Here is a 23,148-nt window from a genome sequence, read left to right as displayed (position 1 = left end):
ATGATGCGTCGTTTCTTGTTGCCGGCAGTACTGGGGCTGGTGGCTGCGGGGATCGCGGTCATGGCTTTGTCCGGCCTGCTGGATGTCGACCGGGAAAACACCTTCATCCAGGGAGAGATGGATGGGACGCGGATAGATGTCGCGGCCAAATTCTCGGCCCGGGTGGCCGCGACACCGGGGCGGGACGGGGCGCCCGTGCGGCAGGGCGATCTGCTGTTGCGCCTGGACGGGACGGAGATGGAGGCCCGTGTGCTGCAGACCCGTCAGGAGCTGGAACGGGCGCGGGCCCAGTTGGAAAAAGCGCTCAACGGGACGCGCGAAGAAGAGATACGTCGTCTGCACCAGCAGCATCAGGAAGCTATGGCGGCGCTGGCCCTGGCGGAAAAGACCCACGCCCGCTGCCGTGTCCTGCATGCGCAGCAGGCCGTCTCCACCCAGCGGTATGATGAAGCGGTCAATGCCCTGACCCAGGCCCGGGCCCGTGAGCGCGCCATGAAGGCCGCGCTGGAAGAAGCCGTCACCGGTTCGCGGCAGGAGGACATTGCGGCGGCCAGGGCTGCCACCCAGGCGCTGGAAGCGCGCCTGCAGGAAGTGGAGAGCATGGCGCGGGATGTGGAGCTGCGCTCGCCCGTGGATGGGGAGATCAGCAAGGTCCTTGTGGACGTGGGGGAACTGGTGGCGCCGGGCTATCCTTTGGTGACGCTCATCGAACTGGATGATCTGTGGATGGTGATCCAGGTCCGCGAGGACCAGCTGCAGGATGTCCGCATGGGCAGGCTGCTGGTGGGGCAGATCCCCGCGCTGTCCGGCAAAAAGGTGGTCTTTCGGGTCGATTACATGGCGCCGCTGGGCAATTACGCCACCTGGCGCGCCACCAACAATTCGGATTCTTTCGACCTGAAGACCTTTGAAGTCCGGGGCCGCCCCGTGAAGCCCGTCCCCGGTCTGCGGCCGGGCATGAGCGTCATTTTTGCCTGGCCTTTCGATCCCGTCATGGAGGATGGACACTGATGGGCTCATTCTGGGCCGCCGCCCTGGCGCAAGTCCGCTCCTGGCCACGGGACAGGCTCTTCATCTGGCTGCTGCTCATAGCGCCCCTGTCCGGCATGGTCATCCTTGACGGGCTGTTTGCGGATGGCCTGCTCCGCCGCTTGCCCGTAGCCGTCTGCGATCTTGATGGCAGCAGTACGTCCCGCGAGCTGATTCGCCGGGTGGATGCCCTGCCCAGTGCGCGTGTTGCGGCGCTGCTCGCCTCACCGGACGAGGGCAGGGACGCCATCCGCCGTGGCGAGGTCTTTGCCGTGCTGGTGATACCGCGCCATTTTGAGCGGGATCTGCTCCGCCGGCGTCCGGTGCAGGCCATCGCCTATATCGACGGGCAGCATATGCCGGTGGGCAGCGTCCTGCGCCGGGATCTGGTGGACCTTGGCACTGCCGGCTGGAAGCTGGCCTTTACCGATACGCTGCGCCGATCCGGGGTCCCTCCGGTACAGGCGGACTGGCAGACAGCGGGGATAGGGCTGGATCTGCGTTCACTGGGCAATCCCGCGGCCAATTACAAGATCTTCCTCGTCCATTCCTTCCTGCCCATCCTGCTGCAACTGACCTCTCTGCTGTACAGCGTCTGCGTCCTGCACCGTCTGCGTCCGGAACGGCCTTCCATGGCGCGGGTCTGGGGCAGTGTCTGTCCGGCGGCCCTGCTTGTGGGGATGCTGGGCTGCCTCCAGACAGGCCTGCTGGCTGCGCGCGGCTACTTCCCCGTGCAGGCTCCCATCCTGACGGTCTGCGCGATCTATCTGCTGTTCTCGCTGGCCTGCGCGGCTCTGGCGGTCTTTATCGCGGGCCTGTGCGACGAGATTCTTCTGGCCCTGATGATGGTCTCGGGACTGGCATCCCCGGCCTTTGCCTTTGCCGGGATCACCTTCCCGCAGCTGGCCATGCCGCCTTTTGCCCGTTTCTGGTCGGGGCTGCTGCCGTCCACCCAGCTGCTGCGGCTGGAAGGCAGCGTGATCCAGATGGGCGATGCCCTGGGCCAGCACTGGCCCATCCTGGGGGCCCTATGCCTGCTGGCCTGCGTGTACGGCGGACTGGGGAGCCTGTTCCATGGCCTGCGTTCGCGCCGTCAGGAAGAGGAGATCGCCCGATGAAGAAAGTACTGGAGAGCTTTTGTGCGGAATGCGCCGTATTGGCGGCCTCCCGTGGTGCCCGTTCCATCTTCATCGTGGGCATCCTGTTCTATTCGCTGCTGTATCCCAGCCCGTATTTTTATGAGGTCCCGCAGGATCTGCCGTTTTTTGCCGTGGATCAGGATGGCAGCACCAGCAGCCGCCAGCTGTTGCGCAGTCTGGATGCCACGGAAGGGATACGCCTGCATCGCTATGCCGATCTGGGGCAGGCCTTTGCCGATCTGCGGTCGGGTGACATGGTGGGGGGCATCGTGGTACCGCGGGATTTTGAGCGGGGACTGTTGCGCGGGCAGGAGACCGTGGTGCCGTTCTACAGTGAGGCGGCTCATCTGCTGTCCTACGGCATGCTGGTACAGGGAGGGCGGCTGGCCACGGAAAACCTGGGAGCAGGGGCCCGCGTGGAGCGCCTGCGCAAACAGGGCGTACCGGAAAGCGCGGCGCTGGCCCTGCAGGTGCGGGGACGCATCGATGCCCGGCTGCTGTACAATCCCGCGGGCAATTATGCCAGCAATACGGTCCCGCCCGTGTTCGTGCTGATCTTGCAGCAGATCATGATCATCGGCTGCGCCATGCTGGCCGTGACCCGGAAGGAGCGCTTTCCCCAGGCCCCCGACGGCATGGCCGCTGCAGCGGGCAGAGTGCTGCTGGCCCTGTGCCTTGGCCTGATCTTTGCGTTCTATTACCTGTTTGTGCTGCAGCAGGTGGACGACCTGCTGCCTGTCCGGGATTTTGCCGTGCTGCTGTTCTTCCTGCTGCCCTTTTTCAGCGTATGCCATTTCCTGGGCAGCATGCTGGGGAAATATTTCAGCAAGGAGCATACGGTCCTGCTGCTCATGCTCCCTACGTCCATCCCCTTCCTCTTCCTGAGCGGCACCATCTGGCCGTTGCAGGCCATGCCCCTGCCTTTTGCCTGTCTGGCCCAGTTCGTGCCTGCCACCCCCGCCATTTCCGGCTATATGCTGATGGCCTTCCGCGGGGCGACGCTGGTCGATGTCCTGCCATTCTGGGGCCAGCTGATCCTGCTCAATGCCGTGGTCCTGGCGGCCTGGAAGGCACAGCGTCTGTTCAGGGCTGGAGTTCCCGGCGGATCTGGGCGCATATCCGTTCCGCGATGACGGCGGCCGTCAGGGGATGGCCGGCATAATGCCGGAGGCTGTGCGATACCCGGCTGAGCTGCAGGTAGCCGATGAGGGAACTTTCGATGGATTCCATGATCCGTTCCGTATCCCGGATCCCGTACTGGGCAAGTATCTTGATGAAGTTCTCGTGGAGGGTGGCAAAAACGCTGTCAGCAAGGAAGTGGAGACGCTCTTCCAGCCCTTCGTTGAGCTCGCGGAGCAGAAGGCGGGTGAAGATGGGATTGCCGCAGCAGTAGGTGACGACGTTCCTGATGAGGCATTCCATTTTTTCGATGCCGGTGGTCCCCTGCGGGGCCTTGAACGCGCTTTGCACGCCGGTGAACACCATGACCAGGGTCTGCCGGTACAGGGTCTCCTTGTCAGGAAAGTAGTAATAGAGCGAAGCCGGCGTCAGTTCCATCTCGGCTGCGATGTCGCGTACCGAGACGGCGTTGTAGCCTTTGGCCGCAAAGAGCCTGGCAGCGGCCTGCATGATGGCGATTTTTCTGGAAGGGCGGGGCATGGCTATCCTTGGGTCTGGGCGGGGAAAAGGCGACCGTTGCCGTAACGCGGCAAAGGGTGCGGGCTCCGGCAGGACGAGAAGGCAGGCCGCCGGAGCGGCCTGCCCGGCACAACGGATGAAAAGACCGGGAAAGATCAGCCGAGCCGTATCAGCATGGCCCCGCCCATGACGATGAGGATGGCCATGATGCGCGAGCGGGAAAGCCGTTCATGCAGGAAGATGACGGCCAGCAGCATGCCGAAGATCACGGAGGTCTCGCGCAGGGCCGCCACCAGGGCGATGGGGGCCAGGGTCATGGCCCAGAGGGCGATGCCGTAGGAGCCCAGACCGCACAGGCCGCCGAACAGGCCCGTGGCCGCGCGCTTCCGCAGATAGCTGATGTAGGTGCCGCCGTGCCGCCAGAGCACATAGGCATGGATGGGGAAGATATTGAGGAAGAAGATCCAGCAGGTGTAGCTGACGCCGTTGCCGCTGGCACGGGCGCCGTAGCCGTCGGCCAGCGTATAGCCCGCGATGACCAGGGAGGTGCGCAGACAGATGAGGATGTCCGCGGCGCGGGCGCCCTTGTGGACGTGCTCCAGGGTCAGGGTCAGGATGCCGAGGCAGAGCAGGAGGACGCCGCCCCAGCCGGTGAGGCTGATGTGATTGCCGAGCAGCAGCAGAGCCAGGGCCGTGATCATGGGGGCACAGCCGCGCATGATGGTATAGCCCATGGAGAGGTCCACCTTGTCATAGGCCTGCGAGATGCAGATGTAGTATGTCAGGTGGAAACAACAGGAAAGAGCCAGCAGACCCCAGGATTCCGGCGCCGGTGCGGGCAGGAAGGGCAGGATGAGCAGGGCCCCCAGCCCGCCGCCCAGGGCGTTCATGGAAGATTCGAAGAGTTTGTTGGAGCCGCCTTTGACGATGCTGTTCCAGGTGGCATGCAGCAGGGCTGCGGCCAGCACAAGAAGCAGGACATGTCCGTCCATTGTTACGACCTCGCGTCAATGATGTGACGAGTAGGTTACACGAAGTCGCACAGAAGGCAAGCAGGGAAAAGCATTGGATTTTTGGCCGCACGAAAGGCAAATTGTGTTTCGTGCGGCCAAAAGATGCGGCTGTTTACCAGCCCCGGCAGCGTTCAAGGCGGCCGCTGATCCGTCCTTCACGCAGGACGGTATAACTGTCGAAGCAGGCGGCGGTGGCGCAGGCGTGGATGGGCAGGATGCGCAGCCGGCTGCCCGCAGGCAGGGCAGGGCAGGAAGGCCCGCTGACGATGCCGTGCTCCTGATTGGTCTCCGTGACACGCAGGCCGGGGATCAGGTTCCCGGCTTCGTCGCAGACGAGCCCGTAGCCGAACTCTTCCCGCTTCCAGGGCAGGCCCGTATCACGGGAAAGGGCCATCCAGCCCGCGTCGATGATCAGGGCGCTGCCGTCGCTCTGGCGGCCGATGACCGTGGTCAGCACGGAAAGGGCCAGGTCTTCGGGGCGGCAGACGCCCAGACCGGCCATGACAAGATCCTGGAAGACATAGACACCGGCCCGGACTTCCGTGATGCCGGAAAAATCCTCACCGAAAAAGGCCGTGGGCGTGGAACCGACGCTGACCACAGGGCAGGGGAAGCCGGCTTCCCGCAGCAGCCGGGCCGCCGTATTGGCCGCGGCGCATTCCTGCACGGCCAGAGCGGCGATGGCTTCCGTGGTGGGCAGGTCGTAGGCAGAGCCCGCATGGGTCAGGACGCCGCGGACCTCCTGGCCGCCGTCCCGCAGCAGGGCGGCGATGGCCGTCAGGCGGGGATCGTCGGGGCGCAGTCCGGCCCGGTGTCCGTCGCAGTCTATCTCCAGCAGCACGGCCAGACGGCAGTCCCGCTGCCGGGCAAAGTCCACCAGCAGCCGGGCGCTTTCCTCATTGTCCAGCACCACGCTCAGGTCGATGCCGCGCCGGCGCAGTTCGGCCACGCGCTCCAGCTTGTTGGGCGCGATGCCGACGGCGTAACAGATGTCATGCACACCGCCTGCGGCGAAATATTCGGCTTCCGCCAGTGTGGAGACCGTGGCCGGGCCGGAGGGGCTTTCCATGCAGCGGCGGGCGATCTCGATATTCTTGCAGGTCTTGAGGTGGGGCCGCAGGGAGACGCCGCGCTCATGCAGGCGGCGGGCCAGCCGGTCCATATTGGCCTGGAGCTTTTCATCTTCCAGCAGCAGACAGGGCGTGGTCAGCGCAGCAAGTGTGGTCATCTGTTCCTCCTTGTCGGGAACCGTTACAGAGGTGTGGTGGCGGTGAACGTTTCCGGCGGCAGGTCCTGTTCCCATTGATGGAGCAGGCGGGCGGCCAGGGCCGGATCGTCGGTGGTACAGGTCAGCTCCTTGATGACGGGGGCCTGGCGGTTTTCTATCTGATGCGCATAACAGCGGTCATAATAATGGAGCACCGCGCGGGCGGCATCGGCATAATTCCCTTCATCTATCCACAGCCTGCAGCGCTGGGTCAGCTCACTGCCCAGACGGCGCTGCAGACGCTCCAGGGCTGCCAGCAGGCCTTCCCGCATGTCCTGGCCGCCGTAATCGCGGACAAGATGGGCGACGCGTTCCTCATCCGGCAGGAAAACGCGGACCAGCGGACTGCGGCCCAGCTGGGCAAAAAATTCCTCACACATGGTCACATGGCCGATGTGGCGGCTTTCGTCCTCGAGCCAGACAGGCCGGGCAGGATCGCAGCGCCGCCATGCTTCATAGAGCTGGTTCTCGAACCATTCGTTGCCGGGCTGGTCTTCGGCCTGGCCCAGAGCGCCGAAGGCAGAGCCCTTGTGATGGGCCAGGCCTTCCAGATCGATGACCTGCGAACCGAGGCGCTGCAGTTCCAGCAAAATGTCCGTCTTGCCGCAGCCCGTGTAGCCGCCCAGCACGAGGATGGGCCGGGGGCGCGCCAGCTCGCTGCGCACGAAGGTCCGGTAGCTTTTGTAGCCGCCTTCCAGTCTGTGCACGGTGAAGCCGCCCGTTTCCAGCAGCCAGCGCATGCTGTCGCTGCGCATGCCGCCCCGCCAGCAGTGGAGCAGGACCTCGCGCTTGCTGCCGCACAGATGGCGGGCGCGGGCCAGCAGGGCGGCCAGATGACCGCCCACCAGCTCCAGGGCCAGATGGACGGCGCCTTCGCGCCCGCTGCGGGCGTGGGCCGTCCCGACCTTGGCGCGTTCTTCGTCGGTGAACAGGGGCAGGTTGAGGGCACCGGGGATATGGGCAAAGGCGAACTCGCCGGGAGAGCGGACATCCAGCAGCGGGAGGCCCTGGTCCCGCATGGCCAGAAATGCGGCAACGTCCTGAACTGGGGGCATGACGATCCTCATAAAAAAGTAAAAAAAGTCTGTTATGGGTACGCCAAAGCCGGGACGCTGTAAACCGTGTCCCTTCCCGCAGATATCGCACGAGACCTTGACAGCGTACAGGGCGCAGCATAGCGTGGATTGCCCCGAACTTTTTTCATTTACAGCAAGGAGTTGGATATGGCAGTCCATGTAGTGGATCATCCCCTGGTGCGTCACAAGCTCGGCATCCTGCGCAAGGACAGTACGTCCACCAGTGAATTCCGCAGTGTTTCCAATGAGATTGCCCGTTTGCTCATCTACGAGGCCACCAAGGGCTTCGCTACCGAGAAGCATACGGTGCAAGGCTGGGCAGGGCCCGTGGAAGTGGAGGCCATTTCCGGCAAGATGGTGACCATCGTCCCCATCCTGCGTGCCGGTCTGGGCCTCATGGACGGTGTGCTGGACATGATCCCCGGCGCCAAGATCAGCGTGGTGGGCCTGTACCGCAATGAGGAGACGCTGGAGCCCGTGGAATATTATGCCAAGCTGGCCCGCAATATCGAAAGCCGCCTGGCCATCATCCTGGACCCCATGCTGGCCACGGGCGGTTCGCTCATCGCCACCATCGACATCCTCAAGAAACGCGGCTGCAAGCATATCTGCAGCCTCAACCTGGTCTGCGCGCCCGAAGGCATCGCCAAAGTCCAGGAAAAGCATCCTGATGTGGAGATCTACACCGCTTCGGTGGACTCGCACCTGAACGAGAACGGCTATATCATCCCCGGCCTGGGCGATGCCGGTGACCGCATCTTCGGCACCAAGTAGGAGACCGCATGGCGGAACAGCTCAACACCGGAGGCGGGGAGTTCGATCCCTGCCGTTACAGGCTGCGTCTGCGTGACTGCCTGCTGGGCGCGCAGATGCTTTTCGTGGCTTTCGGCGCGCTGGTGCTTGTCCCCTTGCTGACAGGACTCAACAGCAATGTTGCCCTGTTCACCGCCGGTGTGGGCACGCTGCTGTTCCAGCTCATCACGCGGGGCAAGGTGCCCATCTTCCTCGCATCTTCCTTTGCCTTCATCGCGCCCATCATCTATGGCGTGGAGACCTGGGGCATGCCCCGCACCATGGGGGCCCTGGTCTTTTCCGGCCTGCTCTATGTGCTCATCAGCCTGGTCATCCGCTGGCGCGGCATGGGGCTCATCCTGCGTCTGCTGCCGCCCATCGTGACCGGCCCGGTGATCATGGTCATCGGTCTCGTACTGGCGCCTACGGCCGTCAAGATGGCCCTGGGACAGAGCGGCCCGGCCATGCCCCAGACAACGGCCATGAGCATCTCCATGGTCTCGCTGGCCGTTACCGTGGCCGTCTCCCTGCTGGGGCGCGGCATGCTGCGTCTGGTGCCCATCCTCTGCGGCATCGCCGCTGGTCTGGTGATGGCGGAGATCATGGGCGTGACCAGCTGGGAGGCCGTGAGCAAAAGCCCCTGGCTGGCCCTGCCGGCGTTCAGCCTGCCGGAATTCGCATGGGAGCCGCTGCTCTTCATCATCCCCGTGACCCTGGCCCCTGCCATCGAGCACTTTGGCGACATCATCGCCATCAGTTCCGTCACGGGCAAGGATTATCTGCGTGATCCCGGTGTGAAGAACACCATGCTGGGGGACGGGGTGGCCACCATGGCCGCCTGTCTGCTGGGCGGGCCGCCCAACACCACCTATTCCGAGGTGACCGGCGCCGTGACCCTGACCCGGGCCTTCAATCCCGCGGTCATGACCTGGGCCGCCCTGTGCGCCATCCTGCTCTCCATGGTCGCCAAGGTGGGGGCGTTCCTCAGCTGCATCCCCGCGCCCGTCATGGGCGGGATCATGATCCTGCTGTTCGGGGCCATCATGGTGGTGGGCCTGAACACGCTGGTGCGTGCCGGGCAGGATCTGCTGCGGCCCCGCAACATGGTCATCGTGGCCCTGATCATCATTTTTGGCGTGGGCGGGATGCAGGTCAGCATCGGCGGTTTCAAGCTGGCCGGTATCGGTCTGGCGGCTATCACCGGTGTGGTCCTCAACCTGCTTTTGCCGCAGGATGATCCGCAGGGATAAAAAAGCCCTGAAAGAGAAAAACGATGCGCAGGATGGCGTGATGCCATCCTGCGCATTTTTTGTGCGGTTTCTCCGGTCGATGCTCAAAGGGGCAGGCAGAAAACCCTCTGCCATGGGAGTGTTGGGGTGGGCATCTTCGCTGCCGTTGGCGAGCCTCGTTCCATCATGGCCGATGGAGCCCCTTTGCTCTTCCGGGGCAGACTTTTGGAGCAGGGACGCCGACCGCCACGGATAGGACCGCTAGGACGCCGACCGCTACGTATCCTTTTGAGGCGGTCCCGGGCTGTCAGTTTGTGGCATCCTGTGGGCCGTTACCGCCGTTTTGTGCAGCAGGCCACTGACCGCCTAGGAGGCGGCCCGGCTCTTGTCCATGTTCAGCCAGAAGACGGCGGCCAGCACCAGGGCGCTCCCGGCCCAGCCCAGCGGACTGAAAAACTCATCCCAGAACAGCCAGACCCAGATGGTGCTGAGGATGGGCTCCAGGTAGCAGAGCACGGCCGTACGGACCAGCCCCAGGCGCTTGAGGGCCTGGGCGTAGCAAAAGAAGGCGAAATAGCCGGTGAAGCCGCCCAGGATCAGCAGCCAGCCCCAGGTGGAGAGGCTGTGGTCGAGGCTGACAGGCGTGAGGCAGAAGATGACCGCCGCGCCGCCCAGCTGCATGAAGGCATAGAGGGTGGCCGGGGTATAGCGGTCCTGCCACCAGCGGCAGAAGGGGTAGTGGGAGGCGTAGCACACGCTGATGAGCAGGCCGCAGGCGATGCCTGTCCACGATGTCTGCCCCGGCAGGCTGCCGCCGGAGAAGCAGACCATGCCCGTACCGGCCAGGGCCAGAGCGATGATGCCGCACTGGCGGGTGGTGATGGGTTCATGGAACAGAAAGCGGGAGAACATGGCGACCCAGACCGGTGCCGTATAGAGCAGCACCACGGCCATGGCCGCGCCGCTGAGCTTGATGGCGTACAACGTGGCCGCGTAGAAGACGCCCACGGCCCAGAAGCCGAAAACGGTGAACAGGGCCGCGTGGCGTAGCGGGATGCGGATCTGCCTGCTCAGTGTCGCGTGGGTGATGAAACAGGCGGCGCCGATGGCGGCACGCCAGAAGGCCGTTTCGAGCGGGCTGACACCGGCGGCCAGACAGTTTTTGGAGATCAGGCCGATGACCGACCAGGCAAAGACGGTCAGCAGGATCAGGATCAGGCCGTGGCGGCGGGCGGAAGGGGAGACGGGAGAAGGCAGGGACGCGGCCATGAGTGTCATTCCTCGGTCAGATGGAGCCATGAAAAAAACGCTGTGTCGGTCCACAGCGTCTGGAAAAACGGGACAGGCCCGGAGCCTGTCCCGTTCGGTTCGCGTTTTACCAGTCGCCCTGGCCTGCCGGGCGGGCAGGGAAGGTGCCCGCAGGCAGTTCTGCCAGCTGGCTGGCGGTGCAGCCCTGGACCGGGAAGGTCTCCCGAAGCCAGGACAGGAAGGCGTGGATGCGTTCCAGAACGGCGTCCGCGGCCTTCTGGTCAGGCACATGCGGGGAACCGCCGGGCAGCATCTCGGAAGAGTGCCAGAACAGGCTCAGCACCTGTCCGCCCCGTCGGCGGTGCAACCGTGCGGCCCAGCGCATGATCCGGGGCGCATGCCAGAACGGATTGGGGCTGAGGACGCCCCAGAAATGGAACTTGTCCCGTGAGGCGGCAGGGCAGGCCCGGTACCAGAGCTGGGCAAGCGCGGGATGCAGGGGGATCTGCGTGATGGGTGCCTCCAGCAGGGGAGCTCCCTGCCAGCCTTCCACCCAGTAGGGATCCGCCGGGGCAAGAAAGTGGTCCGGCCCGCCCGGGAAATGGCGCAGGGGGCAGACGGAGCTGTCCACCTTGATGCCTGCCTCGGAAAGCAGGGGACGCACGCAGTCCTTGAGGTCCCAGCGGCCCATGCGGAAGCTGGTCAGGGGAGCGCCCTGGAATTCCCGCCCGGCATCCAGCAGCGTGGCCAGACGCTGGCGCAGCAGGTCGCGCGGCAGTTTGTCCGTGCGTGTGGGCTGGCCTTCGTGGGGGGGATCCAGCGGAGAGGCCGGCGGCGTGCTCCAGTGGTGGAGATGGGCCCCAATCTCCGCGCCGTAATGATCGCGCATCTGCTCCAGCACACGGCAGGCCCCGGCATCGGCAAAGACCGTATGGGCACAGAACAGCGTCAGCGGAAAGCCCAGATCCCTGCTCAGCGGCGCGAGCCTGGGCAGGAGGGAAACATTGGAAACGCCACAACCGCTGGTGGCATAATGGCCGGAAAACAGGCCTTCTTCTTCGACATCGAGACTGACGACCACCCGCAGGGGGCTGTCGGATGTATGGGGATGGGGGGTACTCATAAAAAGACGATACGCCCAAGGCGCGCGCAAGGCAATGCGGCTACGGACTTGCAAATTTGCCCGGAATACATGAGGATGCACCCATGTCTGATAAAATACATGTGCTCTTCGTCATGGAAGATCTCTGTTTTGGCGGTACCCAGCGCCAGATGGTCGAGCTGGCCTGCCGTCTGGACAGGACGCGCTTCCATGTCTCCATGCTGGTCCTTACGGGCAGGACCGACCTTGATGCACAGGTCGAACAGGCCGGTATCCGCGTGGAATATCTGGGGCGCAGCCGCAAGGTGAATCCCTTCTTCTTTGCGCTCATGCCGGCGGCCCTCAAACGCCTGGCACCTGATGTCCTCGTCCCCTGCACGGCTCTGCCCAACATCTGGGGCCGTCTCTGGGGGCGGCTGCTGGGTATCCCCATCGTGGGCACGGTGCGTGGCGGTGGAGCGCCGCGCAGGCAGCATGAGCGTTTTCTCTGGCGTCTGACGGACCACATGGTCTGCAATTCCGAGGCGCTCGCTGATGTCCTTTCCGGCCTGGGCGTCCCGGCCGCGCGGCTGACCTATGTGCCCAACGGGGTGGACACGGAGCGTTTCGCGCCTGCGCAGCCCGCGCCTTCGGAGCGTCCGCCGCTCATCCTCTGTGTGGCGCGTCTGGCCGAAGACAAAGATCATCTGACCCTGCTGAAAGGCTTCGCTCTGCTGCGTGAACGGCATCCCGGCGTCCGCCTGCGTCTTGTGGGCGACGGCCCGCGGGAAAAGGAGCTCAAGGCCTGGGTCGCGGAGCATCTGCCGGACGGGGGCGTGGAATTCTGCCCCGGCTCCCCGGATGTGCGCGCCCATTACGCGGCCGCCCGCATCTTTGCGCTGACTTCCGTGCGCGAGGGCCAGCCCAATGTGATCCTGGAAGCCATGGCAGCCGGTCTGCCCGTATGCGCCACGGAGACCGGCGGCATCCCCCGGCTCGTGACCCGGGGGGAGAGCGGTCTGCTCTCGCCGGTGGGGGACAGTGCCGCCTTTGCCGACAACTGTGCCGCGCTGCTGGCGGATCCCGCGCAGGGCGACAGGTTCGGCAGGGCCGGACGGCAGCGAGTGGAACGGAGTTTTTCGTTTGACGCCATGGTGGCGGCGCATGAAGGCATCTTTATGCGTCTGGCGGCACGGGAGCGGGCATGAAGCGTCTTTGGGCCTGTCTTTGCCTGTGCTGCTGCCTGTGCGCAGCCCCGCTCTGGAGCTTTGCCGCCGCACCTGCGGGAAATACCGGGACCTATGAAGTGACGGAACTCTGGACAGGCGATGTCCTGACAGCCAGTTTCCGTATGGGCATGTGTTTTGCCGCCGACGGCAAATTACGCGGTGTCGTCCTGCTCCGTTCCTCCAACGGCCAGGTCGATGTCTATCATGTTTATGGTTCCGTGCAGAACAACACGTTTTCTGCCACCCATGGTTCAGGGCACAAGATCACCGGGCGCTTCCTGCCCGGCGATGATGTCGAGGTCAAGATCCGTCTGGGGAACGGCATGCGCTTCACGACAGTGGCCAGGCGTTTCCGGGATGTCCCGCTGACGGACGACTGTGCGCCCCTGCCTGAAACATCAACGCATCAACAGGATTGAGGTCGTTATGGGGACTACCTTCTTTGTTCTGGCGCTGTTGCAGTGTGCCCTGCTTTTTTTCCTGTCCCGGGTGGGCAGCAGGCTTGACCGCGAAGAACGCAAGCCCGCTCCCCAGCGGACGCACTGGCCCCGTACCGGTCTGATCGTGCCTGCCGGGGGGAACCACCCGCGTATGCGGGAGGCCCTGGAGAGCCTGCTCAAGCAGGATTACCCCGCCCTGTACCCCGTGATCGTCACGGCCACCGCTGACGAACCGGCAGCCGGTATCGCGCGAGAGCTGCAGGCCCGCTATCCGCAGCTGCGGCATGTGGTGGCCGGTTTCGCCAAGGGCTGTGGCCAGAAGAACCATAACAGCCTCAAGGGCGTGGAAGCCGTGGAGGACGAGGTCGAACTGCTGGCCTTTTGCGACAGCACGCACATCGCTCCCCGTGATTTCATCCGCCGTCTGGTGGCCCCTGTGGTGGACGGCGAGGATTTCAGCACCGGCTATCACAAGGTCGTGGCGCGGGATACGGGCATCGTCACCATGGCCTATGCCCTGTGTGTCCAGCTGATGCGCTATCTGCAGGGCATCTCGAGCTTCACCCAGCTGTGGGGCGGCGCCATGTGCTTCCGTTTGTCGGCGTTCCGCCGTTATGGCGTGCGCGAGTTCTGGATGTCCAATGTGGTGGACGACTGTTCCCTGGCTGACCGGCTCATCCATCTGGGGGCCCGCATCCGTCTGAGCGGTGACGCCGTTTTGATGACCGAGGCCCGGGAGCATGACTTGGGGGTCTGGCATCATTGGATGGACCGTCAGATCCTGTTCCTCAAGTTCTGTATTCCCTACCAGTGGGTCCTGCTGGGCGTGCTGGCCTGCCTTATGCTGCTGCCCGTGCTTTGGGCCGTGTTGGCCGTGCTGGGCGTGCTGCTGGGCAAGCTTTCCTTCGGCTGGCTTGTGGGCGTGCTGGTCTATGCCGCGGCCCTGGCGCTGGTGCTGCGCAGCTGGGCCCATTTTCAGGAAGCCGTTTTTCCTGTCTGGCGCTGGATGGTCGCTTTTTGCGCCAGCGCCTGCATGTTCGTCTGGGTTTATCTGGGTACCATCCTCGCGGAAGGCGTCCTGTGGCAGGGCATCTGGTATGAGGTCGGCCGTCAGGGCCGCGTCATCAGGATGCGCCGCCAGAAGTAGGGCATTTCTGCCGCCGGTACCTCTTAGCTATCTACAATCAGGATGCAAGTCCTTATGGTGACAGCATGATTGCAATGTCGGACCTTTTTCGCGTGAGCTTGCGACAGGTCGTCCGCCAGCGTGGTTTTGGCGTGATACTGTCCATCGCTCTGGGCATCATGGCCTTTATCGCCCTGTCCGTACTGGGACAGGAGATCCGCTACAAAGTGGGTCAGGACATGGTGCTCATGGGCGGGGTGAACATCATCCGTGTCTACATGGATGATGCGCAATACCCCGGCCAGCCACGACGCGATTTCTCTCCCCGCACGGTGGAAGCGCTGCGCAAGATCCCCGGTGTGGGCATGATCAGTGAAAATGTGCGTCAGGGGATAACGTTCAGTTTGCGTGCCAGCGGGGAACGGACGCTGGGGGTCCATTTCATCGGTGTGGACCAGTATTTTGCCACGACCTATTCCCTGGAGCTCGTGGCCGGCCGGATGATGTCCGAGGAAGACGTGCGCGGCCATCGGCGCATCTGTATGCTGGGCCGTGAGGCCGCCACGAATCTGTACGGAGACCCCGCCCAGGCTGTGGGCAAGCTGCTTTTCCTGGGCAAGGACGTCGTCGAGGTCGTGGGCGTGGTGACCGGCGTCATGCTGGGTGAGTGGAACCAGGGCGGCTTTTTGCCGACCACGGTCATGGAGGACAGAAACTGGGGCTCCGGCAAGATCACCCGCCTGTTCGTCCGTGCCATCGGCTGGGAAGACGTGGCTCCGGTGGTGCGCCAGATCCCCTCTGTGGTCCGGGCCAACCAGGACGCGCCGTATCTGGTCATCGCCACGCAGGATGACCAGCTCGACCGCATCAAGACGACCTTCATGTGGGTCGAGGCCCTGCTCTGGCTGGGTATCGTGGCCTCCCTTATGCTGGGCGGCTTCGGCATCTGGTACGGGACCTTTGCGGCTGTGCGTGCCCGCACGCGCGAAGTGGGCCTGAAAAAGGCCATGGGCGGTTCGGACAAGGATATCCTGGCCCAGTTCCTGGCCGAGGCCCTGTGCAAGTCCGTAGCCGGTGGCCTGCTGGGCATCCTGGTGGGTACCCTCAGTGTCGAGATAGGGGCCTGGTCTCTGGGCACCTCCATCTCGTATCCGCTGCTCGCGGCCAGCAGTGCCGGCAGTATTCTTTTCTCCGCCATCATTGGGGTGGCCGGCGGCCTGTATCCTGCCATTCAGGCCAGTCGCATGGATGTCGTTTCCGCCTTGCGTTTCGAGTAGGTGAACTATGGCGCCGGTTATCATTGCCAAAGATCTGTACAAGTGCTACGCGGGCTTTTCGCCTGTTTTGCGTGGCGTCAACATCGAGGTGGAAGCGGGGGAACTCGTGGCCATCATGGGCCCGTCCGGGTGCGGCAAGTCGACCATGCTGCACGTGCTGGGCATGCTGCATGCGCCCGATTCCGGCACGCTGGAGATCCTGGGGACCAATGTCCTGGAATTCAACCGGGAGCAGACCGCTGCTTTCCGGCGGGGCAACATGGGCTTCGTCATGCAGTCGAGCAATATGTTCGACCACTCCACCGTGTTCGAGAATGTGGAATTCCCCCTCATCTATGAAAACGTGCCCCCCGCGGAACGCTGGGAGCGTGTCATCCGGGCCCTGGAGCTGGTGCGGCTCTCCGCCCGCGTCCATTACCGCAGCAACCGCCTTTCCGGTGGTGAGCAGCAGCGTGTGGCCATTGCCCGCGCCATGGTGAACAATCCCCGCATCCTGCTGGCGGACGAACCCACCGGGGCCCTTGATGCCCGTACCAGCCGTGTGGTCATGGACAACTTCCGCACCCTTTGCCACAAGGGCGGGGTCGCCATGATCATGGTGACCCACGACCCCAAGATGGCCGAGTTCTGCGACAGCGTCTACACGCTGGAAGACGGCATCCTGGTCTGCAAAAAGCACGAGCCCGTGCCTGTCAGCCCGGATCAGCAGCAGAACCTGCTGGCGGCCCCCACGCCCATCCTTCGTGGGGCCCTGGTGGCGGAAAAATTCCCTGAAGCCTCGGGCCGCTGCCTGATGGAAGAGGCCCACCGCATGCATGCGGCCGGTCTGCTTTCCCGCATCTACGCCATCGAGGGGGCCAGCTTCCTCAACAGCGATTCGCAGGGCTATGCCCTGCCGCTGCCGGTGCGGCACATCAGCTCGTGGCGCTTCTTCTCCGTCATGCGCATGCTGTTCTCGCACTTGCGCGGCACCTCCGCCACTGCCTGGGAACTGTGGAAGTCCATCCCCTCCGGGAAGGGGAGCTTTTTCCACAATCTCTGGCTCATGGGGTGCGGGGCGCTGCTGGCCCGCTGGTGCTTGGAAGAAAAGATCGAGTTCGTGTACGCCTCGGGCGCCCATGCTCCGGCCTCCGCGGCCTGGGTGGCGGCCCGCATGCTGCAGATCCCCTTTGCCTTTGCCGTGCGTACGGCTGACCTTGCCTCACCGGCCAAGGACTGGCTGGTGAAGGCCGAACAGGCTGCCTTCGTGCGCTGCGATACGGAGGCCACGCGCAAGGCTGTCTGCGAGCTGCTGCCCTCCGTGGATCCGCGGCGCATCGTGCTCCTGCGTGATGCCCTGACCCTGACCCCGCCGGACGAAGACGTCTCCATGCCGCCGTCCAATGTGCCGGAGCCGTTGCAGCTGCTGGCCGTGGGGACCATGACCAGCCGCAAGGGCTACGATACCCTGCTGCAGGCCTGCCTGGCCCTGCAGAAGGCCGGAGTCGACTTCCGGCTGACTTTGGTGGGCACGGGCCCCTGGCGTCTGCGTTTGCGGTTGCTTGCCTGGCGTCTTGGCCTGCGCAAGCTCGTCTCCTTCCCCGGTCAGCTGCCGCACGAGGCCATGACCGATCTGTACCGCCGTGCGGACATCTTCATCGCTCCCGGTCATATGACCCGGGGCGGCGATATGGACGGGTTGCCGTCGGCCCTGACCGAAGCCATGGCCTTTGGTGTGGCCGTGGTGGTGAGCGATCTTCCCGGCCAGCTGGAGGTTGTCCAGAACGGCCGCAACGGTATCGTCGTACCGCAGAATGACGTCACGGCCCTGTCCCAGACCTTGCTGGATCTGTCCGCCAGTGCGGAAAAGCGCCGCCATCTGGGGGCGGAAGCCTGGAAGCGCATCCGGGAAGTGCTGGACGAAGAGGCCACGGAAGCACGGCTGACCTCGCTGTTCAAGGCGGCCTGCCACCGCTGAGAGCGTGCTTTTTCCTTTTGACATGGAAACGGCCGGTCCTGTTACGGATCGGCCGTTTTGCCATATCCTGCTGCCAGGACGACAGGGCGGCAGCATTGCTCCGGGAGCCCAAGGCCGGCCTTGCCCGGAGCCGCAGAGAACGGCATGGAACTGGAATATATCACGGAAGAAGAGTCTCCCTGGCGGCCCGAGCTGTGCCGCATCTGGGAGCAGAGCGTCGATCTGGCCGCACAGCCGGATCCTTTTTGTTGTGCTCCTGTCTGGCAGTTGTCCGCGCACAGGGCTTTCGCGCCGGGGCGTCGTGTCCTGGCACAGCACACGGAGGACAGTGTCCTTGTTTTGGCGGAAGCCTTCCTGTCTTCAGGGCAGCCGCTCCTGACATCGCTGGAGGCCCACTGGCTCTTCGGCTGTCCCCTGCTGGGGCCGGATGCGATCGGGTTGCTGGCTGAGGCGCTGGCCGTCATGTCACATGGTTACGGGCATCTTCCGGCGCTGCTTCTGGGAGGGATAGTGCCGGGGAGCAGGAGGGCCCGGGAGCTGTATGCCTGCTGTGAGTCCCTGTTCACCATTTATCTGGCCGGGGAGTGCATCCAGGCCGGGGCCTCGCTGGAAGGCGGGCTGGACGGCTTTTTGAGCCGCCGTTCCGCCAATCTGCGCAGCAAGTGGCGCAAATCTTTTCGCAGGGCCGCCGACAGGGGCGTCACGTTCGAACGCTCCTGTCCCACCGATACGGCCGGGGCCGATGCCGTCTATGCCCGGATGCTGGCCGTGGAGCAGCGCAGCTGGAAGGGCGTGGGGCACTGCGGCATGACGGAATCCCCGGCCCGGGAATTCTATGCCGACATGATCCGCCGCCTTGCCGCGCAGGGCACGGCGCGCGTCATGTTCGCCCGGCATGAAGGCCAGGACATCGGTTTCATATTCGGCGGGATGCTGGGGCCATGTTACCGCGGGCAGCAATTCAGCTATGATGCCGCCTGGAAGGATCTTTCCATCGGCAACCTTTTGCAGGTGGAGCAGATACGCTGGCTGTGCGAGGAAGGGGCTGTCCGCTATGATATGGGCACGGCCTCCGGGGAGCCCATGGCCTACAAGTTGCACTGGACGGAAGCGCATCCGACTTCGCAGACGTGGTTTTTGCAGCCGCGTTAGGAGGATGCGGCCGCGGGCGTGGATATTTCACAGGGAAAATACCGATGGTGTTTTCCTGCCCGCAAGAAGAGGAAAGGGGGATGCCGCAAGCGGCATCCCCCTTTTTGTCATGGTTGGGCCATGGAGTCCTAGCCCCACAAAACGAGGCGCGTCTCCAGAGGCGAGGACAGGCCTTCGGTGCAGGGCATGACGCGCACGCCGTACACATGGATCCCGCTGCGGGAAGGCGTGTAGGTGCAGACAAAGGTCATGGTCCCGTCCACCCCTTCGTTCTCCGGCTGCATCTCCACCACATCGGGCGTTTCCGTGAAAGTGGAGCCGTCGCCGGGACCGGCCACCAGCTGGACCAGCAGCTCGTCGAGCTTCATGCTGCCGGGATGCACGGTCACGGCCACATGCAGGGACTGGCCGTCCAGCAGGCTGTCTTCCTTGATGCCTTCGATGCGGATGGTATCCATCTGCACGGAGCCGAAGCGCACGTTGACGTCCTGCTTCCATTGGCTCAGATGGCGGGCCAGGGCGTAGTGGTTGCTGCGAATCTCCTGATGGCTGGTGGCCGCCGGGATGTAGTAGTCGCTAAGGTAATCGCGCAGCATGCGGTGCGAGCTGTACTGGGCGATGAGCGTCTGCATGGCCTTGCGGACGCGCAGCAGCCAGTTGTGGGGCCGGTTGTCCGCATCGCGCTCGAAGTACAGCGGGATCACCTTGTCTTCCAGCAGGGAATACAGGGAGGCCGCATCGTCATAGTCGCTCTGTTCGGGGCCCAGGCTGCCTTTGGCCACCAGGGGGCCGATGGTCCAGCCGTTGGTACCGTTGTAGCCTTCGCACCACCAGCCGTCGGCCACGCTGAGATTGAGGCCGCCGTTGACCGCCACTTTCTGGCCGCTGGTGCCGCAGGCCTCGTAGGGGCGGCGGGGATTGTTGAGCCAGACATCGCAGCCCTGCACCATCAGGCGGGAGACCGCCAGGCTGTAATCCTCGATGAAAAAGATCTTGCCGAAGAAACGGGGCGACAGCATGTGCTGGAAGAGTTCCCGGATCAGGCCGATGCCCTGGCCATCGGCAGGATGGGCCTTGCCGGCAAAGACGAATATGACGGGCTGGCCGCTCTTTTCCAGGATACGGGCCAGACGGTCCACATCGGCAAAGAGCAGGGTCGCACGTTTGTACGGCGCAAAGCGGCGGGCAAAGCCGATCACCAGGGTCTCGGGGGTCAGCCGGGACGTCATCTCCTGCTGCTTTTCGTAGGGGATGGCGAATTTTTTGAAGAACTCCGGCAGGCTGGAGCGGATGGCTTCCAGCAGGTGCTTTTTCTGGGTCTGGCGGGCCGTCCAGAGGTCGGCATCGGGGATGTCCGCGATGCGGGTCCATTTCTGGTCGTCGGGCGTCAGTTCCTGCCAGCCTTCGCCCAGGTGCTTTTGCAGCAGGGGACGCATGGCCGGACCGGCGTAGGAGGGCACATGGATGCCGTTGGTCACGGAGAAAATGGGAATCTCCGCCACCGGGACTCCCTGCCAGCCTTCCTGCCACATATGGCGGGAGACCACACCGTGCAGGGCGCTGACGCCGTTGGCCTTCATGGAATACTTGAGGGCCAGGACGGTCATCTCGAAGACGTTGCGCTCGCTGCCTTCGAAACGGCCCATATTGACCAGGGTCTGCCAGCTGATGCCCACGGTCTGGATGTAGGGCTTGAAATAGGCCTCCATGCTTTCCAGCGAGAAGCGCTCATTGCCGGCATCCACGGGCGTATGGGTCGTGAACAGGGTGCTGCCGCGCACCACTTCGCCCGCCTCTTCGAAGGACAGGCCATTCTCCTGCATGAGCAGGCGGATGCGTTCGAAGATGAGGAAGGCCGAATGACCTTCGTTCATGTGATAGGCGGCGGGGCGGATGTCCAGGGCGCGCAGCATGCTCACGCCGCCCCGGCCCAGCAGGATCTCCTGCCGCAGGCGGATGTCGCGGTCGGCTTCATACAGGCGGGCCGTGATCTTGCGGTCCTCCGCCGTATTGGAGGGCAGGTTGGTGTCCAGCAGGTAGAGGTTGATCCGTCCCACGCGCACCAGCCAGATCTGGACGTGCAGGCGGCGGCCCGGCATCTGGAGGTAGATCTCGCGAGGTTTGCCGTCCTGATCCTTGACCTGCTCTATGGGCAGGGTGGCGAAATCATTTTCGGGATAGACTGGGGTCTGGTCGCCGTTCTTGTCGATGATCTGGCGGAAGTAGCCGTTCTTGTACAGCAGGCCCACGGCCACCAGCGGGATGTTCAGGTCACTGGCGGATTTCAGGTGGTCGCCGGAAAGGACGCCCAGACCGCCGGAGTAGATGGGCAGGCATTCGCTCAGGCCGTATTCTGTGGAGAAATAGGCCAGAGGCTGCTGCGGGGTCAGGGGGCCGAAGCTTTGCGGCGCCTCGGCCATGTAGGCATCGAAGGCCGCCATGGTCTGGTTGTACAGCCGCAGGTAGCTCTGCTCGTGGGCCACGATGATCAGCCGTGCCCGGGTGGCTTTTTCCAGCGTGGCGATGGGATTGTGGTTGCTGCGTTCCCATTCTTCTTCGTTGAGGGCCGAGAACAGATAGTGGCATTCGGGGTGCCAGCTCCACCAGAGGTTGTGGGCCAGCTCACGCAGACGGCCGATGGCCGGGGGCAGTGAGGTCAGGGCCGTGAAGCTGTGCAGGTTGGGCGTGGTGGACATGGTGGCCGCCAGCACACGGGTCAGGGTCGTGCTGCCGCCGGCGGGCTGCGAGCTGCGCTGGCGTGCCTTGTCCAGGGCCAGACCGTAGGCCTGCACATAGTAGGGGAAGAACTGCTCCCAGGAGCAGCCTTCGGCCACATGGCGCACCATGTGCCGGTGTTCCTGCATCTGCTCTTCGGGCAGGGAGGCATACTGCAGGAGCACGTCGCGCAGGCTGGCCGCGGTCTCGTCATACGAGGTCTGGCGGCGGCAGATGATGGTCACGCCGTTCTTATCGCGCTGGCTGGAGCGCACCCACATGCCGAAGCCGGAGAGGTCGGTGGTGACCGTGGGCACGGCATGGGCGGCGCTTTCCTGCGGGGTATAGCCCCAGGGCTCGTACCAGGAGGGGAACACGCCCAGATCGCAGGCGGCCAGCACCTCTTCATAGCGCATGTTCAGGAAGCCGTCCTTGCCGTCGAGCAGGGCAGGGTCGAAGATGACCTGCACATGGTTCTCCGGCCTGTTGTCCAGGCCCAGGCGCTGGCAGGCATTGAGGATGGGATCGTTGGGCTGGTTGTAGACGTGATGGCTGCTGATCCAGAAGCCGCCCTGGCCGGGGAGTTTGGCCGGGTCGCCGCTGACTGCGTCGGCATTGACCCCGCTGTGTCCGCCCATGACCGCGCACAGGGCCAGCACATTGGACTGGGACTGGCTGAGGGCCGTATTGACCATGCCGAGGGCGTCAAGGAACACGTCGATGCCCTTGTTGTGATACTCATAACGGCCGGACACGAGGAAGACGCGGGTATCCTCGGGCAGGCGGCGGCGCAACAGACGGCCGGCGGCCTCCAGCAACCGCTGCCGGGAAGCCGCGGCCAGGCTCCTGTCCCGGCTGTAGTCGGGGATGACGCGCAAGTCCAGACCGTTGAGGGTCAGCACATCGGGGGTACGCCCCAGAAAGACGCCCGCCTCGTCGGCCGTGATGCGGCTGACGGTGGTGAAGCAGTCGGCTTCGCGTGCCGAGGCCGTCTCCATGGAGCATTTGGCCGTGATATTGTAGGCCCCGGCCTCATGCTTGGGGTTGATCTGGTGCATCTGCTTGTAGATGTCGAAGCCGGAACCGGCCATGGAGCGCCCCAGCATGGTGGCGTGCGTGGTGAAGACCGTGCCCACATAGGGGGCGTTGGTCTTGAGATAGAGCAGGCCGCCGCCGCACATCCATTCGTGGAAGTGGGCCAGGGCCGGGCCGTCGGCAGGGATGTGCAGCGCCTTGCAGGCGGCTTCGATCACTTCGCCGCAGGCCGTGCTGAACATGACCGGTTCCACATAGTCCCAGCCGCCGGAGATGGAGTCCACGCCGTAGCGGTTCCAGAGCGAGAACAGCAGCTGGCTCTGGTCGTAACGGTCACGGTACCCGACCAGGATGACTTTGGGGCGGCCGGGGATGTTCCAGCGGCCGAAGCGGCAGCTCAGGTTGCGCCGGTCGGTCTCCTGGCGCAGCTCCTGCCAGCAGGGCTCGTCGGTCTCTTCAAAGTCGGGGTTGTTGCCCAGGTCGGGCCCCAGGAGAAAATAATTTTCTCCAAAGGCAGCCAGGGCTTCCAGGATCTTGCTGCTGACGACGGCATAGATGCCGCCGACCTTGTTGCAGACCTCCCAGCTGACTTCGAAGAGGGTCGCGTTTGACAGATCTTGTGACATTGAGACGGATCTCCTTGCATTCATGAAAGCCCCCGGAGAGGTCTGTCCGGGCCATGCCTTCGCGCAGGGCATGATCCGT

The 23,148-nt window shown here is 64.1% G+C and carries 18 protein-coding genes; 11 read left to right on the top strand and 7 right to left on the bottom strand.

Annotated elements, in window-relative coordinates; genetic code table 11:
- From ACQRAG_RS01580 to ACQRAG_RS01570, 3 genes are read left to right on the top strand one after another with little or no spacing between them, the layout of a single operon-like run.
- Entirely contained in the window at positions 1-1,011 is a 1,011-nt protein-coding gene (locus tag ACQRAG_RS01580; RefSeq protein ID WP_427803762.1) for an HlyD family secretion protein, read from the top strand.
- A complete protein-coding gene (locus tag ACQRAG_RS01575; protein ID WP_337519616.1) occupies positions 1,011-2,147 on the top strand; it encodes an ABC transporter permease in 1,137 nt (378 codons plus the stop codon). The genes ACQRAG_RS01580 and ACQRAG_RS01575 overlap by 1 nt, the downstream gene beginning before the upstream one ends.
- The gene (locus ACQRAG_RS01570) at positions 2,144-3,301 is read left to right on the top strand and encodes an ABC transporter permease (RefSeq protein WP_427803761.1); all 1,158 of its coding nucleotides are present in this window, start codon (positions 2,144-2,146) and stop codon (positions 3,299-3,301) included. Before ACQRAG_RS01575 ends, ACQRAG_RS01570 begins: the two co-directional genes overlap by 4 nt.
- Here the strand turns inward: ACQRAG_RS01570 and ACQRAG_RS01565 are convergent.
- The 4 genes from ACQRAG_RS01565 to mnmH form a co-directional block, all read right to left on the bottom strand.
- Positions 3,252-3,827, bottom strand: a complete 576-nt coding sequence (locus ACQRAG_RS01565; RefSeq protein WP_168935277.1) for a TetR/AcrR family transcriptional regulator — start codon at positions 3,825-3,827, stop codon at positions 3,252-3,254. The genes ACQRAG_RS01570 and ACQRAG_RS01565 overlap by 50 nt on opposite strands.
- A 134-nt stretch (positions 3,828-3,961) precedes the next feature.
- Positions 3,962-4,798, bottom strand: coding sequence for a DMT family transporter (locus ACQRAG_RS01560; RefSeq protein ID WP_289616112.1), 837 nt, complete (start codon positions 4,796-4,798; stop codon positions 3,962-3,964).
- A 133-nt stretch (positions 4,799-4,931) separates the two neighbouring features.
- The gene (locus tag ACQRAG_RS01555; protein ID WP_168935275.1) at positions 4,932-6,047 is read right to left on the bottom strand and encodes an alanine racemase; all 1,116 of its coding nucleotides are present in this window, start codon (positions 6,045-6,047) and stop codon (positions 4,932-4,934) included.
- Between the two features lie 23 nt (positions 6,048-6,070).
- Positions 6,071-7,141, bottom strand: coding sequence for a tRNA 2-selenouridine(34) synthase MnmH (gene mnmH, locus ACQRAG_RS01550; protein WP_204674374.1), 1,071 nt, complete (start codon positions 7,139-7,141; stop codon positions 6,071-6,073).
- Positions 7,142-7,309: 168 nt separating this feature from the next.
- Here mnmH and upp point away from each other — a divergent pair, with 168 nt between their 5' ends.
- Positions 7,310-7,936, top strand: coding sequence for a uracil phosphoribosyltransferase (upp, locus tag ACQRAG_RS01545; RefSeq protein ID WP_289616114.1), 627 nt, complete (start codon positions 7,310-7,312; stop codon positions 7,934-7,936).
- Positions 7,937-7,944: 8 nt separating this feature from the next.
- Entirely contained in the window at positions 7,945-9,204 is a 1,260-nt protein-coding gene (locus tag ACQRAG_RS01540) for a uracil-xanthine permease family protein (protein ID WP_204674372.1), read from the top strand.
- A gap of 345 nt (positions 9,205-9,549) precedes the next feature.
- Here the strand turns inward: ACQRAG_RS01540 and ACQRAG_RS01535 are convergent, their stop codons facing one another.
- Positions 9,550-10,452, bottom strand: a complete 903-nt coding sequence (locus ACQRAG_RS01535; protein WP_239465021.1) for a DMT family transporter — start codon at positions 10,450-10,452, stop codon at positions 9,550-9,552.
- Between the two features lie 106 nt (positions 10,453-10,558).
- Entirely contained in the window at positions 10,559-11,554 is a 996-nt protein-coding gene (locus tag ACQRAG_RS01530; RefSeq protein ID WP_304020198.1) for a polysaccharide deacetylase family protein, read from the bottom strand.
- A gap of 83 nt (positions 11,555-11,637) precedes the next feature.
- On the opposite strand from ACQRAG_RS01530, the gene ACQRAG_RS01525 reads away from it, so the two are divergent.
- The 6 genes from ACQRAG_RS01525 to ACQRAG_RS01500 all read left to right on the top strand — a co-directional run bounded on the left by ACQRAG_RS01525 (position 11,638) and on the right by ACQRAG_RS01500 (position 18,693).
- Entirely contained in the window at positions 11,638-12,720 is a 1,083-nt protein-coding gene (locus ACQRAG_RS01525) for a glycosyltransferase family 4 protein (RefSeq protein WP_297138970.1), read from the top strand.
- The gene (locus ACQRAG_RS01520; RefSeq protein WP_204674368.1) at positions 12,717-13,160 is read left to right on the top strand and encodes a hypothetical protein; all 444 of its coding nucleotides are present in this window, start codon (positions 12,717-12,719) and stop codon (positions 13,158-13,160) included. The genes ACQRAG_RS01525 and ACQRAG_RS01520 overlap by 4 nt, the downstream gene beginning before the upstream one ends.
- Positions 13,161-13,167: 7 nt before the next feature.
- Positions 13,168-14,328 (top strand): glycosyltransferase family 2 protein, encoded by a 1,161-nt coding sequence (locus ACQRAG_RS01515; protein ID WP_297138974.1) that lies wholly within the window; start codon positions 13,168-13,170, stop codon positions 14,326-14,328.
- A 65-nt stretch (positions 14,329-14,393) separates the two neighbouring features.
- Positions 14,394-15,584 (top strand): ABC transporter permease, encoded by a 1,191-nt coding sequence (locus ACQRAG_RS01510; protein WP_168935267.1) that lies wholly within the window; start codon positions 14,394-14,396, stop codon positions 15,582-15,584.
- Between the two features lie 7 nt (positions 15,585-15,591).
- Entirely contained in the window at positions 15,592-17,541 is a 1,950-nt protein-coding gene (locus ACQRAG_RS01505) for an ATP-binding cassette domain-containing protein (RefSeq protein WP_204625724.1), read from the top strand.
- 144 nt (positions 17,542-17,685) lie between these two features.
- On the top strand, positions 17,686-18,693 hold the full coding sequence (locus tag ACQRAG_RS01500) for a GNAT family N-acetyltransferase (protein ID WP_168935265.1): 1,008 nt from the start codon (positions 17,686-17,688) through the stop codon (positions 18,691-18,693).
- A gap of 128 nt (positions 18,694-18,821) precedes the next feature.
- Here the strand turns inward: ACQRAG_RS01500 and glgP are convergent, their stop codons facing one another.
- A complete protein-coding gene (gene glgP, locus ACQRAG_RS01495) occupies positions 18,822-23,069 on the bottom strand; it encodes an alpha-glucan family phosphorylase (RefSeq protein WP_427803760.1) in 4,248 nt (1,415 codons plus the stop codon).
- Between the last annotated feature and the right edge of the window lie 79 nt (positions 23,070-23,148).

The organism is Desulfovibrio sp. SGI.230 (assembly GCF_050313065.1).
Lineage (GTDB): Bacteria > Desulfobacterota > Desulfovibrionia > Desulfovibrionales > Desulfovibrionaceae > Desulfovibrio.
The sequence above is the reverse complement of the archived record's forward strand: the minus strand, read 5'-3'. Positions and strand labels throughout refer to the sequence as shown.